Annotated in this window: 12 protein-coding genes; 10 read left to right on the forward strand and 2 right to left on the reverse strand. The window is 67.5% G+C overall.

The genetic code is table 11. The annotated features are described in order from the left end of the window. Positions 1-155 precede the first annotated feature (155 nt). Genes J7528_RS11155 through J7528_RS11175 form a run of 5 tightly spaced genes read left to right on the forward strand, consistent with a single transcriptional unit; the run spans position 156 to position 8,724 of the window. Positions 156-1,025 carry a rhamnogalacturonan acetylesterase gene (locus J7528_RS11155; RefSeq protein ID WP_291874032.1) on the forward strand — a complete coding sequence of 290 codons (870 nt, stop codon included), beginning with the start codon at positions 156-158 and terminating at the stop codon, positions 1,023-1,025. 7 nt (positions 1,026-1,032) lie between these two features. Next, on the forward strand, positions 1,033-3,378 hold the full coding sequence (locus J7528_RS11160; RefSeq protein WP_291874034.1) for a glycoside hydrolase N-terminal domain-containing protein: 2,346 nt from the start codon (positions 1,033-1,035) through the stop codon (positions 3,376-3,378). Further along, a complete protein-coding gene (locus tag J7528_RS11165) occupies positions 3,375-4,334 on the forward strand; it encodes a pectinesterase family protein (RefSeq protein WP_291874036.1) in 960 nt (319 codons plus the stop codon). Before J7528_RS11160 ends, J7528_RS11165 begins: the two co-directional genes overlap by 4 nt. Before the next feature lie 14 nt (positions 4,335-4,348). Continuing rightward, positions 4,349-7,468, forward strand: coding sequence for a sugar-binding domain-containing protein (locus tag J7528_RS11170; protein WP_291874038.1), 3,120 nt, complete (start codon positions 4,349-4,351; stop codon positions 7,466-7,468). A 26-nt stretch (positions 7,469-7,494) separates the two neighbouring features. Then, positions 7,495-8,724 carry a pectate lyase gene (locus tag J7528_RS11175; protein ID WP_291874040.1) on the forward strand — a complete coding sequence of 410 codons (1,230 nt, stop codon included), beginning with the start codon at positions 7,495-7,497 and terminating at the stop codon, positions 8,722-8,724. On the opposite strand, the gene J7528_RS11180 is transcribed toward J7528_RS11175, so the two are convergent. Then, entirely contained in the window at positions 8,721-9,077 is a 357-nt protein-coding gene (locus J7528_RS11180; protein WP_291874042.1) for a nuclear transport factor 2 family protein, read from the reverse strand. The genes J7528_RS11175 and J7528_RS11180 overlap by 4 nt on opposite strands. A gap of 152 nt (positions 9,078-9,229) precedes the next feature. Here J7528_RS11180 and J7528_RS11185 point away from each other — a divergent pair, with 152 nt between their 5' ends. Beyond that, the gene (locus J7528_RS11185; protein ID WP_291874044.1) at positions 9,230-10,870 is read left to right on the forward strand and encodes an NAD(P)/FAD-dependent oxidoreductase; all 1,641 of its coding nucleotides are present in this window, start codon (positions 9,230-9,232) and stop codon (positions 10,868-10,870) included. 35 nt (positions 10,871-10,905) lie between these two features. Beyond that, on the forward strand, positions 10,906-11,553 hold the full coding sequence (locus J7528_RS11190) for an NIPSNAP family protein (protein ID WP_291874046.1): 648 nt from the start codon (positions 10,906-10,908) through the stop codon (positions 11,551-11,553). Here J7528_RS11190 and J7528_RS11195 read toward each other — a convergent pair. Continuing rightward, the gene (locus J7528_RS11195) at positions 11,550-12,620 is read right to left on the reverse strand and encodes an alkene reductase (RefSeq protein WP_291874048.1); all 1,071 of its coding nucleotides are present in this window, start codon (positions 12,618-12,620) and stop codon (positions 11,550-11,552) included. The two genes, J7528_RS11190 and J7528_RS11195, sit on opposite strands and share 4 nt — an antisense overlap. Before the next feature lie 460 nt (positions 12,621-13,080). On the opposite strand from J7528_RS11195, the gene J7528_RS11200 reads away from it, so the two are divergent. Genes J7528_RS11200 through ntrB form a run of 3 tightly spaced genes read left to right on the forward strand, consistent with a single transcriptional unit; the run spans position 13,081 to position 16,647 of the window. Next, positions 13,081-14,445: an alginate export family protein gene (locus J7528_RS11200; protein WP_291874049.1), complete on the forward strand. Its 1,365-nt coding sequence runs from the start codon at positions 13,081-13,083 to the stop codon at positions 14,443-14,445. Positions 14,446-14,458: 13 nt separating this feature from the next. Continuing rightward, positions 14,459-15,751: a CmpA/NrtA family ABC transporter substrate-binding protein gene (locus tag J7528_RS11205; protein WP_291874052.1), complete on the forward strand. Its 1,293-nt coding sequence runs from the start codon at positions 14,459-14,461 to the stop codon at positions 15,749-15,751. 14 nt (positions 15,752-15,765) lie between these two features. Then, complete coding sequence (ntrB, locus tag J7528_RS11210; RefSeq protein WP_291874055.1) at positions 15,766-16,647, forward strand: nitrate ABC transporter permease; 882 nt, start codon at positions 15,766-15,768, stop codon at positions 16,645-16,647. Positions 16,648-16,656: the final 9 nt, after the last annotated feature.

Consider the following 16,656-nt stretch of genomic DNA (forward strand, 5'->3'; position numbering starts at 1 on the left):
CGCCGCACACTCCGAAATCGCCGCGTGCAGCGTTGCCGGCCAACGGCATTTCGTTGGCCGCACCTAGGCGTTCGAGACCACCTCCTCCCGAGGTGCCAACTGGGGCGGCGTCGGTCCTTCATCCCCGACGCCGCTCATCTTCTTCGGAGTGACCCATGCGTTTGAAGGGCCTGACACTGGCCACCGCCCTGGCGCTAACGCCGCTGGCCGCGCAGGCGCAAACCGCTGAGGTCGCGCCGCCAAAGTTCCGGGCCATCAAGATCGTGCTGATCGGGGATTCCACCAGCGCCGTGCAAGGCGGCTGGGGTCCCAGCTTCTGCGGCTGGCACGTGACGTCGTTCGCCGCCTGCATCAACCTGGCGCGCGGCGGCCGCTCCAGCGGCAACTACCGCGCCGAGGGCTCGTGGGCCCTGGCCATGGACGAGATCAAGTCGGGCGGCTTCACCGACACCTATGTGCTGATCCAGTTCGGCCATAACGACCAGCCGGGCAAGCCGGGCCGCTCGACGGATCTGGCGACCGAGTTTCCGGTCAACATGAAGCGCTATGTCGACGAGGTGCGGGCCGTCGGCGGCAAGCCGATCCTGGTCACGCCGCTGACGCGTCGCCAGTTCAAGGACGGCAAGCTGCAGGACGATCTGGGGCCTTGGGCCGACGCCGTTCGCAAGGTCGCGACCGAGACCAACACCCCGCTGGTCGACCTGCACGCCCGCAGCCAGGCCGCCGTCCAGGCCATGGTACCCGTCGAGGCCATGAAGTTCGCCCAGCGTCCGCCTTCGACCGAGGTGGTCGATGCGGCGGCCAAGACCGGCACGACGATCCCGGCCAGCACTGGCGTTCCGGCCCTGCCAAGGGCGCCCGCGCCGACGGCCCAGAACAACGCCGCCGTCGAACCGATGGGCCAGGCCAGGCTGTCGTTCGACTACACGCACCTGGGCGTCGTCGGCGCCGACTATTTTTCGGCGATCGTCACCGACGAGCTGTCGAAATCCGTGCCGGCCCTGCGCCGCTACCTGATCCAGTAGGCTTCCCATGACCCTGACCCGCCGCTCTACGCTCGCCGTCCTGGGCGCCGCCTCGGCCCTGACCGCCGCGCCCGCGCGCGCCGCCCAGGCCAAGGCCGGCCCGCTGCGCCTCTGGTGCCGTCAACCCGCCAAGGAATGGGTCGAGGCCCTGCCGGTCGGCTCGGGCAAGCTGGGGGCGATGATCTTCGGCGGCGTCGCGGCCGAGCGGCTGCAGCTGAACGAGGACACCCTGTGGGCCGGCGGCCCGTACGAGCCGATCAATCCGGAAGCTAACGGCGCGCTCCCGGAGATCCGCCGTCTCATCAATGCGGGTGAGTACGCCAAGGCCACCGAACTGGCCGACGCCAAGTTCATGGGCTCGCCCAAGCGCCAGATGTCGTACCAGACGATCGGCGACCTGAAGCTGGACTTCCCGGGCCTGGGCGAGGCCGGCGCTGACTATGTCCGCGACCTCGACATCGACGGCGCTCTGGCCGCCACCAGCTTCACGGCCGGCGGCGTGCGGTATCTGCGCGAGGTAATCGGCAGTGCGCCGGACGGCGTGATCGCCGTGCGCCTGACCGCTAGCAAGAAGGGCGCGATCAGCGTCGACCTGACCTTCGCCAGCCCGCTGAAGTCCAAGCCGGTCTCGTCGGTCGAGGGAAACCATCTGGTCCTGGCGGGCGCCAACGAACCCTCGCAAGGCATCGACGCCAAGCTGAAGTTCGAGTGCCGCATCGACGTCCGCGCCAAGGGCGGCAAGGTCAGCGGGCAGAGTGGCGTGTTGTCGGTGAAGGGCGCCGACGAGGTATTGCTGCTGATCACGGCGGCGACCAGCTACAAGCGCTACGACGACGTTTCCGGCGATCCGACGGCGCTGAACAAGGCGAAGCTCGCCAAGCTGGCGACCAAGCCGTGGACCGAGCTGCTGGCCGAGCACCAGGCCGATCACCGGGGGCTGTTTCGCCGTGTCAGCGTCGACTTCGGCCGCACCCGCGCCGACCTGCTGCCGACCGACGAGCGCATCAAGCAGTCGCCGACTACCGACGACCCGTCCCTGGCGGCGCTTTACTATCAGTACGGCCGCTACCTGCTGATCGCCTGCTCGCGTCCAGGCAGCCAGCCGGCCAACCTGCAGGGCGTTTGGAACGACAAGACGTTCGCGCCTTGGGGCGGCAAGTACACGATCAACATCAACACCGAGATGAACTACTGGCCGGCCGAGCCGACCAGCCTGCCCGAGCTGGTCGAGCCGTTGATCGCGCTTGTGAAGGACATCTCCGAGACCGGCGCGCGGATGGCCAAGGCCATGTACGGCGCGCGCGGCTGGGTCACGCACCACAATACCGACCTGTGGCGGGCGACGGCGCCGATCGACGGCGCCAAGTTCGGCGTTTGGCCGACCGGCGGCGCGTGGCTGTGCAAGCACGTCTGGGACCACTACGACTATGGTCGCGACCAGGCCTATCTGGAGCGGGTCTATCCGCTGATGAAGGGCTCGGCGCGCTTCTTCCTCGACACCCTGGTGGTCGATCCCAAGTTCGGCGTGCTGGTCACCAATCCGTCGATCTCGCCGGAAAACAACCACGGCTACGGCTCGTCCATCGTCGCCGGCCCTACCATGGACCAAGCGATCGTTCGCGACCTGTTCGAGAACTGCCTGAAGGCCGAGGCCATCCTGGGCGGCGACGAAGACTTCGTCGCCGAACTGAAGACGGCGCGCGACAAGCTGGCCCCGTACAAGATCGGCAAGGACGGCCAGTTGCAGGAGTGGCAGGAGGACTGGGACGCCGACGCTTCGGACATCCATCACCGTCACGTCTCGCACCTGTACGGCCTGTTCCCGTCGGACCAGATCTCGATCGACACCACGCCCAAGCTGGCGGCGGCGGCCAAGACCACCCTGGTCACGCGCGGCGACCTCTCGACCGGCTGGGCCATCGCCTGGCGTCTGAACCTGTGGTCGCGCCTGGGCGACGGGGATCACGCTCACGGCATCCTGAAGCTGTTGCTGGGTCCCGAGCGCACCTATCCGAACATGTTCGACGCCCACCCGCCGTTCCAGATCGACGGCAATTTCGGCGGAACTTCGGGCATGACCGAGATGATCCTGCAGAGCCGCAACGCCCGCATCTACCTGCTGCCGGCCCTGCCGTCGGCCTGGCCAACGGGACACATCACCGGCTTGCGGGCGCGCGGTGCGGTTGGTGTCGATGTCCGTTGGGCGGGCGGCAGGCTTTCCGAAGCGGTGCTGACGGCCAAGGCCGAAGGCGAGCATACGGTGGTCCATGCCGGCTCGACGCTGAAGGTGGCGTTGAAGAAGGGTCAGACCGCACGCCTGGTGGTGCGCAATGGCGCCCTGGTGCGCGCATGATCGGCAAGCGCCTGTTCCTGGGCCTGCTGCTGGCGATGGCGCTGAGCCATATCGCTTCCGCCGAGACCCTGCGGGTCGGTCCCAAGGCCGCTTACAAGACCCTGACCGCCGCCGTGGAAGCTCTGCCGGCCGACGGCGGCACGATCGAGCTGCAACCGGGCGAGTACCGGGAGAAGGTGACGATCGCCAAGCCGAACGTCCGCCTGGTGGGCAAGGGCGCCAAGCCCCAGGACGTGGTCATCGTCTGGAGCGACGGCGCCCGCAACGCCGGCGGCACCTTCAAGTCGTTCACGATGAACGTCACGGGCGACGGCTTCAAAGCCAAGAACCTGACGATCCAGAACGACTATCATCTGAAGGATCCGCAGCCCTCGCAGGCGGTGGCCCTGGCGATCACCGCCGACCGTGCGGTGCTGGAGAAGGTGCGCCTGCTGGGCGCGCAGGACACGCTGTACGCCGCCTCCAAGAAGGACAAGCCCAGCCGGCAGTACTTCAAGGACTGCTACATCGAGGGCCACGTCGACTTCATCTTCGGCGACGCCAAGGCCTTCTTCGACCGCTGCCACATCCACGGCATCGCCCACCAGAGCGTGATGATCACGGCCCAGAGCAAGGTGCGGCCCGATCAGGACAGCGCCTATGTCTTCGACCGCACCCTGATCACCGCCGACAAGGACGCCCAGGGCATCTTCTTCGGCCGCGCCTGGCGGCCGCTGGCCACGGTGATCTTCATGCGCTCGCGCATCAAGGCCCCGCTGGACCCCGCCGGCTGGCGCGAGTGGACGCCGGGCAAGACCGACACCCTGAACACCGCCTATTTCGCCGAGTACGCCTCGACCGGTCCGGGGGCGAGCCCCAAGACCCGCGAGCCGCGCACCCATCAGCTGACCGACGACCAGGCCAAGGCCTGGGATCGTCGCAAATTCCTGGCCGGCCCGGACGGCTGGAACCCCTGAGCAACGAGTATCCCATGCGTCTCGACCGCCGCAGCTTCCTGACCACCAGCCTGGGCGTCGCCGCCGCCACGGGCCTGACCCCGACCACCGGCTTTGCCGCCGAGCCGTCCTTGGCTATCCCGGACGACGGCTGGCGGCTCTGGATCGACCAGGGCGCGGCCTGGAAGGACGACGTCATCCACCTGCCGGGGACGTTCGAGCTGGCCAAGCTGCCGGTGAACCCGCCGACTGGCGGCTGGGACGCGTTGGCCTCGGGCGAGGCGATTAGCGTCACTCTGCCAACCACGGTCGAGCAGCACTTCTGGGGCGCGTTCGGCACGCGGCCCTATGGCGCGGACGAGTACCGCTACGCCGAGGACGACGACGTGCCGCGCTACGGCGCCTACAAGGGCGTGTCGTGGTGGAGCCGGGCCATCGACATCCCGGCCTCGGCCAAGGGTCAGCGCGTGATGTTGAACATCCGCGGCGCGCGCATGCGGGCCGAGGTGTTCCTGAACGAGCAGCTTGTCGGCTACTCGATCATGTCGGAGCTGCCGATCCATTGCGATCTCTCCGAGGCCATGAAGCCCGGCGAGGCCAACCGCCTGTCGATCCGCATCACCAATCCGGGCGGCCGGTTCGACTGGCGCGACTCCACCACCATGATGTGGGGCAAGCTGAAGTTCTTCGCCTCGCACGGCTTTGGCGGCCTGGATCGCGGCATGACCTTGAGCGTCCACCCGCGCGCGGCGCGGATCGACGACGCCTGGGTGCTGAACACGCCGAACGCGCGGCAGGTCACCGGCTTCATGGAGGTCGTGCTCGACAAACCGCTGCCCAAGGGCGGCCTCGACAAGCTGAAGAGCAAGGCCGCCGTCGAACTCACCGACGACAAGGGCGCGCCGGTCGCCGCCACGGCCAGCGTCGAGGCTGTCAAAGCGCTGGACGACAAACGCGTGCGGATCCGCTTCACGGTCGCCGCGCCCGGCGCGCAGATCTGGGACCTGAAGACCCCCGTCCTGCACCGCCTGCGCTTCCGCTGGACCGAGGCCAAGGGCGTGGTCGATACGCGCGAGGTGCGCTTCGGCTTCCGCTGGTTTGGCGTCGACGGCGTCGGGACCGACGCGCTGCTGCGCCTGAACGGCCGCCGCGTGCGGCTCTATTCGGCGATCTCGTGGGGCTATTGGGGTTTCAACGGCCTGTGGCCGACGCCGGAACTGGCCAAGCGCGAGGTGACCTCGGCCCACGCCCTGGGCCTGAACGCGCTGCACTTCCATCGCAATGTCGGCAAGCCCGAGGTGTTCGACGCGATGGACGAGATGGGCCTGCTGCGGGTCATGGAGCCCGGCGGCGGTCGCCACGCCATCGGCCGCGACCTCAAGCCCGGCGAGAAGCTGTCGGACGCCGACACGTTCAGCCGCGATTTCCTGCTCGAGAAGTGCAAGACCATGGTCCGGACGTTCCGCTCGCGGCCGTCGCTGGTGCAGTACACCCTGCAGAACGAGATCGGCGCGAACCTGGCCAATCCGGACGTGCAGATCGTTCTGAAGGCCATGCACGACCTGGATCCCAGCCGGGCGGTCATCCTGAACGACGGCTTCGTCAAGCGCGGCGCCGCCCAGGCCATGTACCTGCCGTACAACGACCACTACTACCGCTCAGACGTCGAGCAATGGGGCGGCTGGTGGGTCGAGCACCAGGGCGCGGGCGACCAGTGGTACGACCGCTTCTACAAGTCCAAGGATGACTACATCCACATGCAGAAGGGCAAGCCCTTCATCGTCGAGTTCGGCGAGATGCAGGGGTGCGCCACGGCCGACAACCACGAGGCCATGGTGGTCGAAATCCTGGCCAAGGGCGGCAAGAGCTACGACCTGCAGGACCACAAGGACATCGTCGCGGCCACCAACAGCTATATCGAGCGCTGGGGCTTCAAACAGGCCTTCCCGACGTCCGAGAAGCTGTGGCTGTCAGTCGGCCGCAAGGTCTATGAGAGCTGGCGCAACTATCTTGAGAACATCCGCCTGGGCGAGACCGTCGACGTGGCGGCGATCTCGGGCTGGGAGACCACCTCGATCGAGAACCACTCGGGCATCGTCGACGCTTTGCGTGGCTTCAAGGCCGATCCGACCCTGATGAGCCAAGCCCTGCGGCCGGTGATGGCGATCGCCAAGCCGCGCGCCCTGGCCTATGCGGCCGGCGAGACCGCCGAGCTGGACATCTGGTTCTTCAACGACAGCGGCCAGGCCGCGACCGGCGAGGTCGTGCTGAGCCTGGTGGGCGAGGGCGGGGCGGTCCAGGAGCTGAGCCGCTGGCCGGTCCCGGCTCAGACGTCGGACCAGCTGAGTTATCTGCTGGCCGAGAGCTTCCGCACGCCGGCCCTGACCCGTCCGGGCCTGAACACTCTGCGCGTGGCGTTCGGCGACGTTGTCTCCGATCGCGAGGTCTGGGTGACGGCCGCTGCGGCCAAGCCCGCCAAGCCTATCAAGCTGGGCGTCTCGGGCATCGCCAAGAGTTTGCGCGAGCAGCTAACCGCGTCGCCCAACGTCGTGGTCGAGGACTTCAAGCCGGGCGTGCGTTACGCAGGCATCGTCGCCTCCGGCCTGAAGACCGACGAGATCATCCGCCGCCAGGTGGGCGAGCAGACCGGTCTGGAGGCCCAACCCAAGAAGGGGGAGAAGCCGGTCGTCGTGCTGGGCGAGCTGCCGCCCGAGGTGCTGGCCGCCGCCAAGGCCGGCACGCCGCTGTTGGCCATGGTCCAGGAAGACGGCCTGGCCGACGGCGTCGCCGAGCAGCTCTCCGGTCTGGGTCTGTTCAGCTATGCCGGCCAGGTCGGCGGCCTGCGCGCGCCGTGGATGGGCAACTGGAACTATGTTCGGGCGCACTCGACCTTCGCCGGCCTGCCGGCCGACATGGCCATGAGCGTGCTGCATCAGGTCGAGGGCCAGCCTTCGAACGGTCTGGTGATTGACGGCGACGGTATCGAGGTCATCGCCGCCTATAGCCGCGACCACGACCGCAAGAATGGCGCGGCCAGCTTCACGGTCCGCAAGGACAAGGCGCGGGTGCTGGTCCACCGGCTGCCGGACATGGTCAAGCCGCTGCAACAGCGCTGGCTGGCCAATGCGGTGAGCTGGCTGGCGACCGGCGCCTAAAAACAAGAAAAGAGGGAGGGGTTACGATGATCACCCGACGCGACACGCTGCTGGCCGCCGCCCTGGCGGCGACGCCCGGCCTCGTCATGGCCGCGCCGCGCAAGGCGCCGTTCGAGCGCCTGGGCTGGGCCGGCAAGACGCCCGGCGGTGACGGCGGCAAGGTCATCCGGGTCAAGACCCTGGCCGGCGGCGGTCCCGGCTCGTTGCGGGAAGCCATCGCCGCCAAGGGACCACGCACGATCGTCTTCGACGTCGGCGGCGTGATCGACCTGGCCCGTCACAGCATCAAGGTCACCGAGCCCTTCCTGACCATCGCCGGCGAGACCGCGCCGTCGCCGGGCATCACCCTGATCAAGGGCAGTCTGGCCATCGAGAGCCACGACGTCATCGTCCGCCACATCCGCGTCCGCGCGGGCCGCGACGGCGAGCCCAGCAAAAGCGGCTGGGAGGTCGACGGCATCACCTGCTGGAAGGCCTACGACGTCATCGTCGACCACTGCTCGACCAGCTGGGCCACCGACGAGAACCTGTCGGCCTCGGGGCCGCGCTTCACCGGCGGCGAGGACCCGGCCAAGTGGCGTGACGGGACCTCGCACCGCATCACCTTCAGCAACAACATTGTCGCCGAGGGGCTGTCGAACGCCAGCCACGTCAAGGGCGAGCACTCCAAGGGCAGCCTGATCCACGACAATGCCTATGACGTGCTGATTACCCGCAACCTGTATGCCCACAACCGCGAGCGCAACCAGCTGTTCAAGGGCGGGGTCGAGGCGGTGACGGTCAACAATTTCATCTACGACCCCGGCACGCGCTGCATGCACTACGCCCTGAACGCCAGCGAGTGGGTCGGCCACCAGTGGCGCGTGGGCCAGCTCGCGATCGCCGGCAATGTCGTGAAGGGCGGAGCCTCGACCCGGCCGGACCTGCCATTCCTGATTGTCGAGGGGCAGGGCGATCTGGAGCTCTACGCCTTCGACAACCCGGCCCACTATGCCGACGGGACCGAGATGCCGCCGGTGCGGATCCTCAACACCGATCCGTTCCCCAAGATCAAGCACCTGACCAAGCCGCCATTCTGGCCGGAGGGGCTGAAGCTGATGCCCTCCAGCCAGGTCGAGGCCTATGTGCTGGCCAATGCCGGCGCCCGGCCCTGGGACCGCGACGCCGTCGACCGCCGGATCATCCGCGAGGTGAAGACCGGGACGGGCAAGGTGATCGACGACGAAGCCGAAGTCGGCGGCTATCCCAAGGCCTAGGCCGGGACCTTGTCGAGGAAGCCGGTGACGACGCTCAGGCGGCCATTCTCGACGACGCCAAAGTCCGTACCCTCGACCAGGCTCTGGCCGTCCGGACCCAGGGTCCACGAGAAGCGGACCTTGTCGCCATAGCCGTCGGGCTTGCCCGACAGGGCGAAGCGGAAGCCGGGGAACTGCTGGTGGACGCCGGCGATCAGGGCGTCGATCTGGGCGCGGCCTTCGCCGGCCATCATCGGGTCGACGTAGCGGGCGTTCTCGGTCCAGAGCGCGGCCAGCAGGCCGGCGCGACGATCGGCGTCGGTCTCGTTCCAGCTGTCGATATAAAGCTGAGCGATCTGGGCGGCGTCGGTCATGGCGGGTCTCCGTTGTGGAAGCGCCTGGCGTCTCCAGGCCAGCTCTTGATGCCGGCTTGCGTGAGGTCGCGCGATTACGCGGGAGGTAAAGGCGACACCGCGACCTCTCGCCCGGATGGCGCGCGGGCGCGGTTCCGGCTAAGACGCGCGCCATGCTGCGTATTTCGGAACTGAAGCTGCCGCTCGGCCACGCGCCGGAGGCCATGGCGCCGGCCATTGTCGAGCGTCTCGGGATCGCGCCCGACGATCTGCTGAGCCACGTCGTCGCTCGCCGCGCCCATGACGCGCGCCGCAAGGCGGCGATCCTGATGGTCTATTCGGTGGACGTGGAGCTGCGCGACGAGGCCGCCGTCCTGGAGCGCTTCAAGGGCGACCACCATGTCCGCGTCCGGCCTGACACCGACTACCGCTTCGTGGCCAAGGCGCCGGAGGGCTTCGACGGCCCGCGTCCGGTGGTCATCGGCGCCGGCCCCTGCGGCCTGTTCGCCGGCCTGATCCTGGCCCAGATGGGCTTGAAGCCGATCATCGTCGATCGCGGCAAGATCGTGCGCGAGCGGACCAAGGACACCTGGGGCCTGTGGCGCAAGAGCGAGCTGAACCCGGAGTCCAACGTCCAGTTCGGCGAGGGCGGGGCGGGGACCTTCTCGGACGGCAAGCTCTACAGCCAGATCAAGGATCCACGCTTCCTGGGCCGCAAGGTACTGGAGGAGTTCGTCGCGGCCGGCGCGCCTGAAGAGATCCTGACTGAGGCCCACCCGCACATCGGCACCTTCCGCCTGGTGCACATGGTCGAGCAGATGCGGGCGCTGATCGAGAGCCTAGGCGGCGAATACCGCTGGCAGCACAAGGTCGAGGACTTCGATATCGAGGTCGCCGCCGATGGTTCGCGCCGGCTGAAGGGCCTGCACATCGCCGGACAGGGCTACGTGCCGACCTCCCATGTGGTCATGGCCCTGGGCCACAGCGCTCGCGACACCTTCCAGACGCTGTACGATCGCGGCGTCCACATCGAGGCCAAGCCGTTCTCGATCGGCGTGCGGATCGAGCATCCGCAGTCGTGGATGGACAAGGCGCGCTTTGGCGACTGCGCCGGTCATCCGGACCTGGGCGCGGCCGACTACAGCCTGTCGCATCACTGCGCCAACGGCCGCACGGTCTATAGCTTCTGCATGTGCCCGGGCGGCACGGTGGTGGCGGCGACGTCCGAGCCGGGCCGCGTCGTGACCAACGGCATGAGCCAGTATTCGCGCAATGAGCGGAACGCCAACTCCGGCTTCGTGGTCGGCATCGATCCTGAGCGCGACTATCCCGGCCATCCGCTGGCCGGCATCGAGTTTCAGCGCAAGTGGGAGAGCCTGGCTTATGTGGCGGGCGGCTCCAGCTACAAGGCGCCGGGCCAGAAGGTCGGCGACTTCATGGCCGGCCAGCCGTCGACCGAGTTCGGCGAAGTGCAGCCCTCTTACAAGCCAGGCGTGACCCTTACGGACCTGTCGGCGTGCCTGCCGGACTTCGTGATCGCGGCCATGCGCGAGGCGCTGCCGGTCTTCGGCCGCCAGATCGCCGGCTACGACCATCCGGACGTCATCCTGACCGGTGTCGAGACGCGTACGTCCTCGCCGATCCGCATCACGCGCGGCAAGGACTTCCAGAGCCTCAACACCGCAGGCCTGTTCCCGGCCGGCGAGGGCGCGGGCTATGCCGGCGGCATCCTCTCGGCCGCCGTGGACGGCATCAAGGTCGCCGAAGCGGTGGCGCAGGCCTATGTCGCCGAGGGACTGATCGAGGCCTGCTGACAGGATCGGGTCATGGGCCTGCTCTAAGCAGGCTCATGAACAGCGTCCTCGAACTCCGCCAGTACAAGATCGTCCCCGGCCGCCGGGATCAGATGATCGACGTCTTCGAGCGCTGGTTCGTCGAGAGCCAGGAAGAATTGGGCATGCGCCTGGTCGGTCAGTTCCGCGATCGGGACGACCCGGACCGCTTCACCTGGATCCGCGACTTCGCGGACATGCAGGCGCGCGAGCAGGGGCTGAACGCCTTCTATTTCGGCCCGGTCTGGCAGGCGCACCGCGACGAGGCCAATCCGCTGCTGTTGGACAACGACAACGTCCTGCTGCTGAAGCCCCTGACGCCCGAGCTGGCCTTTGCCGATACGGAGCGTCGGGAGGCGGAGCCGGCGAGCCCGGTCGTGGCGACCATCTTCTATCTCTGGAAGGATCCGGCCGAGGGCTTTGGCCAACTGTTCGCCGAGCGTGCGTCGGCTGCGGGCGCTTCGACGCTGGGCGTCTACGTACCCGAAACAAGCGAAAACACCTTCCCGCGCTTGCCGGTGCGGCAGCACGAGAAGGTGCTCGTGTGGTTCTCGAAAGCTGAGGATCGTGCTTGGCTCGAGGCCGATCCCGATCTCATGGACGCCCAGGAGCGTCCGGCCCAGGTTCTGCGCCTGGACCCGACGCCCCGGTCGAGGCTGCGCTAGGCGACTTCCGCCACCTGCTCCAGCGTGGGGTAGTCGGTGTAGCCTTCGGCGCCGGGGGCGTAGAAGGTCGCCGGGACCGGCGCGTTCAGCGGGGCGTTCTTTTGCAGACGCTCCACCAGGTCCGGGTTGGCGATATAGGCCTTGCCGAACATTACCGCGTCGGCCTTGCCGGCGTCGATGGCGGCGTTGGCGGTGGCCAGGTCGAACTTCTCGTTGGCGAAAAAGACGCCCCCGAAGGCGGCCTTCAGCGCCGGACCCAGGCTGTCGGCGGCTTCATGCTCGCGGGTTGAGATGAAGGCGATCTTGCGCTCGCCCAGGGCCTTGGCGACGTAGCCGAAGGTGGCCGGCAGGTCGCTGTCGCTAATGCCGTGACTGTCGGCGCGCGGCGCGAGGTGCACGCCGACGCGGCCGGCGCCGAACACCGAGACCACGGCGTCGGTGACTTCCAGCAGCAGACGGGCGCGGTTTTCGATCGGGCCGCCATATTGGTCGGTGCGCTGGTTGGAGCCGTCCTGCAGGAACTGGTCGAGCAGGTAGCCATTGGCGCCGTGGATCTGCACGCCGTCGAAGCCAGCGTCCTTGGCGTTCTGGGCGCCTTGGCGGAAGGCCTCGACCACGCCGGCGACTTCCTCGGTCGTCAGGGCGCGCGGGGTCGGATAGGGGCGCTCGGGGCGCAGCAGGCTGACGTGACCCTTGGCGGCGATGGCGCTGGGGCCGACCGGCAGCTCACCGTTCAGGTGCTCGGGATCGGAGATCCGGCCGACGTGCCAGATCTGCATGAAGATGCGGCCGCCCTTGTCATGCACGGCCTTGGTCACTTGTTTCCAGGCCTCGACCTGATCCTTCGACCAGATGCCGGGCACGCCGGCATAGCCGATGCCTTGCGGGGTGACAGGTACGCCCTCGGTGATCAGCAGGCCCGCCGAGGCGCGCTGGCCGTAGTATTCGGCCATCAGGGCGTTGGGGGTATTGGTCGAACCGGCCCGCAGGCGGGTCAGCGGCGCCATGACGACGCGGTTGGGGAGGTTCAGGTCGCCGACGCGCAGCGGGTCGAACAGGTTGGTCATGAGGGTATCCGTAGAAAACGGGCGCCGACCCTCCGTCGGCGTCTGCGCAGCTATCTGGGGGCGCTGTCGGCTATCGCAACCGTAACAGGATCTATTTCGTCTAAAGGCGGGGCGGCCAAAATCTGAAAATCTGGCGCCGCCGGAGTTCGGTGTTTCGCCGGGGTCGGACGGTTGAAACGCGACAATTGCGAGCAGGCAGCTGTTCAGGCCTGCTTTGCTGCTGTGCAAAACGACGTCTTTCGGGGCGCGCGAGGACCGAGAACGCGGTTTTGCGATTGCCGGCCGGACGGGTTGGCCGCCTCCTGATCACGACACGGGAAACAACGGCGTTTCCCGTTGGCCTGTAAGGGCCGCCGGCGGCGATGTAGCCGTCTGGCAAGCTTGGACAACGACGTCCGGAGAGACCACTGCGCGTGGTCTCGCCGGGCGTTTTTTTGTTTTGGCCTTAGGGGATGAAGGCATGAAACCCGGACGATTTATGCTGCACTGCGGTGCGGCACTGAGCACGCTTGCCTGGAGCACGGCCGCCTTGGCGCAGGCCGCACCGGATCCGACGCCAGCGCCCATCGAGGAGCCGGCGCCCGAACCGCCGCCGCCACCCGCGCCGCCGCCGACGATCAGCGACCAGATCGGGGCCGGCAAGCTGATCTTCGAGGTCCGCGGCCGCTACGAGGCCGTCGACCAGACCCACACCGCGACCTTGCTGGACAAAGGTGACGCCTTCACGGTCCGCACCCGTCTTGGCTGGGAGACGGCCGAGTGGAACGGGTTGAAGGGCCTGGTCGAGTTCGAGGATGTCCGCCAGGTCGGCAATGAGCACTACGCCGTCAATGTGCCAGGCGCCGCGACCCCGCCGCTAAATGGAGCCGACAAGTCGCGCTATCCGATCATCAACGATCCGGACGTGACCGAGCTGAACCGCGCCCAGCTGACCTGGACGCCCAGCGCGGCCTTGCAGGTCACGGCCGGCCGGCAGCGTATCAACATTGATGACCAGCGCTTCGTCGGCGGTGTTGCTTGGCGCCAGGACGAGCAGACCTTCGACGCGGTCCGCGCCGACGTGGCCCTGGGCCGGTTCAAGGCGACCTACGCCTATGTGACCCACATCAACCGTATCCTGGGCGAGCTGCGAGACTGGGACAGCGACAGCCATCTATTCAACGCCACATGGTCGCCGGCCGAGGCGCTGCGCCTGCAAGGCTTTGTCTACGCTCTGGACTTCGGTAACTCGGCCGCGAACTCGTCAATCACCAGGGGCGCCAAGGCCTCGGGCAAGGCGTGGCTGGGCCTGTACCAGCTGGCTTATAACGCCACCTTCGCCAGGCAGTCGGACTATCGCCACAACACGGCGAACTTCGACCTCGACTATGTCAGCGGCGACCTGGCCGCGACCTTCGACATCTACACCGCCAGGATCGCCTACGAGAGCCTGGAGGGTGACGGGACGCGCGGTTTCACCACACCCCTGGCCACGGTCCACGCCTTCAACGGCTGGTCGGACGCCTTCGTCTCGCCGGGCGGCAACAAAAGCTTCGTCGATGGGATCGAGGACCGGAACCTGGGCGTGAATGTCAAGCCGCGCTTCAAGGCGACCTACTTCTTCAACACCGATCTGATTGTCCGCTACCACGACTTCGACGACCAGAGGACCGGCGCGGACCTGGGCCACGAGTGGGACGTCCAGTTTACCGCCGCGATCACGCCCAAGCTCACCTTGCTGGTCAAGTACGCCGACTTCCAGCGCGAGAGGACCGTGCCTGTGGGCACGGCCACGCCGCCGGCTTCGCGGACCAAGACCTGGCTCTCCCTTGAATACAAATTCTAGCCCTTCAGGACGCATGACCATGAGCAAGACCGACAAAACCTCGTCCGGCCTGACCCGTCGCCACGCCCTGATGGGCGCGGCCGCCACGGTCGCCGCCGCCAAGGCTGCGTTCCCGGCCGGCGCCCACGCCGCCGGCGCGGGACCCGAGATCGCCAAGGCGCGCTTGGGCTTCATCGCCCTGACCGACAGCTCGCCGCTGATCATCGCCAAGGAGCGTGGCCTGTTCGCCAAACACGGCCTGCCTGATGTCGAGGTGGTCAAGCAGGCCTCGTGGGCCGCCACTCGCGACAACCTGGTGCTGGGTTCGGAGCGCGGCGGCATCGACGGCGCGCACATCCTGTCGCCGATGCCCTATCTGATGACCACCGGCGCGGTGACCAACGGCGTGCCGACGCCGATGTACATCCTGGCCCGTCTGAACACGAACGGGCAGGGCATCTCGGTCGGCAACGACCTGAAAGCCGTGAAGGTCGGGCTGAACAGCGCCGGGGCGAAGGCCAAGTTCCAGCAGCTGAAGGCGGCCGGCAATATCGCCAAGGTGGCCATGACCTTCCGGGGCGGCACCCACGACCTGTGGGTCCGCTACTGGCTGGCGGCCGGCGGGATCAATCCGGACGTAGACGTCGCCACGATCGTGATCCCGCCGCCGCAGATGGTGGCCAACATGAAGGCCGGCACCCAGGACGCCTTCTGCGTGGGCGAACCTTGGAACGGCCAGCTGGTCAATCAGCGTGTCGGCTACACCGCCTGCCTGACGTCCGAGCTCTGGATGAACCACCCGGAAAAGGCGCTGGGCATGCGCGCGGCCTGGGTCGACAAGTATCCCCGCGCCGCCCAAGCGATCACCGCCGCCGTCCAGGAGGCGCAGCTGTGGTGCGACAAGGCCTCGAACCTGCCGGCCATGTGCTCGATCGTCTCGGGCCGCCAGTACATCAACGTGCCGATGGGCGATATCCTGCCGCGCCTGCAGGGGACGGTGGACTATGGCGACGGCCGCAGCCTGAAAAACTCGCCGCACCGGATGAAGTTCTGGGCCGACAACGCCAGCTTCCCGTTCAAGTCCCACGACCTGTGGTTCCTGACCGAAGACATCCGCTGGGGCGTGCTGCCGCAGAAGACCAACACCAAGGCCCTGGTCGACAAGGTCAATCGCGCCGACATCTGGCGCGCGGCGGCCAAGACCATCGGCCACGCCGGACCCGCCAGCGACAGCCGCGGTGTCGAGCGCTTCTTCGACGGCAAGGTGTTCGACCCGGCCAATCCGGGCGCCTACCTGGCCAGCCAGCCGATCAAGAAGCTGGTCTGAGGGGAGGGCGCGCCATGACCTTTCCCAAGCCTTCGTTCACGCCCGCGACGCCGGTCGCGATCCTGAAAGCGCCGGCGCCGTCGAAGCCGCCGCTGCTGCCGGAGCTGGGCCGCCGCGCCAAGACCGCCGCGGGCGTCCTGGTCCCGCCGGTGCTGACCCTGCTGGTCGCTCTGGCGCTGTGGCAGGCGATCATCGGCGACTCCTATGCCGGCCTGCCATCGCCCAAGCAGGTGTGGCTGGAGTCCAAGGACCTGATCCTGCACCCGTTCTACGACAATGGAGGGGTCGACAAGGGCCTGGCCTGGCACGTGTTCACCAGTCTCAAGCGCGTCGGCATCGGCTTCTCGATCTCGGCGGTGTTCGGGATCCTGCTGGGCGTCTTCGTCGGCTCCAACCGGTGGGCGCACCGGGGGCTGGATCCGATCTTCCAGGTCCTGCGCACCGTGCCGCCCCTGGCCTGGTTGCCGATCTCGCTAGCCGCCTTCCACCAGGCCCAGCCTTCGGCCCTGTTCGTGATCTTCATCACCGCGATCTGGCCAATCATCATCAACACCGCCGTCGGCGTGCGAAACATTCCCAGCGACTACGTCAATGTCGCCAAGGTGCTGCGTCTGTCGCCGGTCGAGTACTTCTTCAAGATCCTGCTGCCGGCGACGACGCCCTACATCTTCACGGGCCTGCGGATCGGCATCGGCATGAGCTGGCTGGCCATCGTCGCCTCGGAAATGCTGCTGGGCGGCGTCGGCATCGGCTTCTTCATCTGGGACCAGTACAACGCCTCGCGCATCGCCGACATCATCGTGGCCCTGGCCTGGGTCGGCATGACGGGCTTCTTCCTCGATCGCCTGGTGGCCCTGGTTGGCCACTTCGTCTCACGCGGCAACGCCGCCAGCTAGGAGCGCACG

Source organism: Caulobacter sp., assembly GCF_017744445.1.
Classification (GTDB): domain Bacteria; phylum Pseudomonadota; class Alphaproteobacteria; order Caulobacterales; family Caulobacteraceae; genus Caulobacter.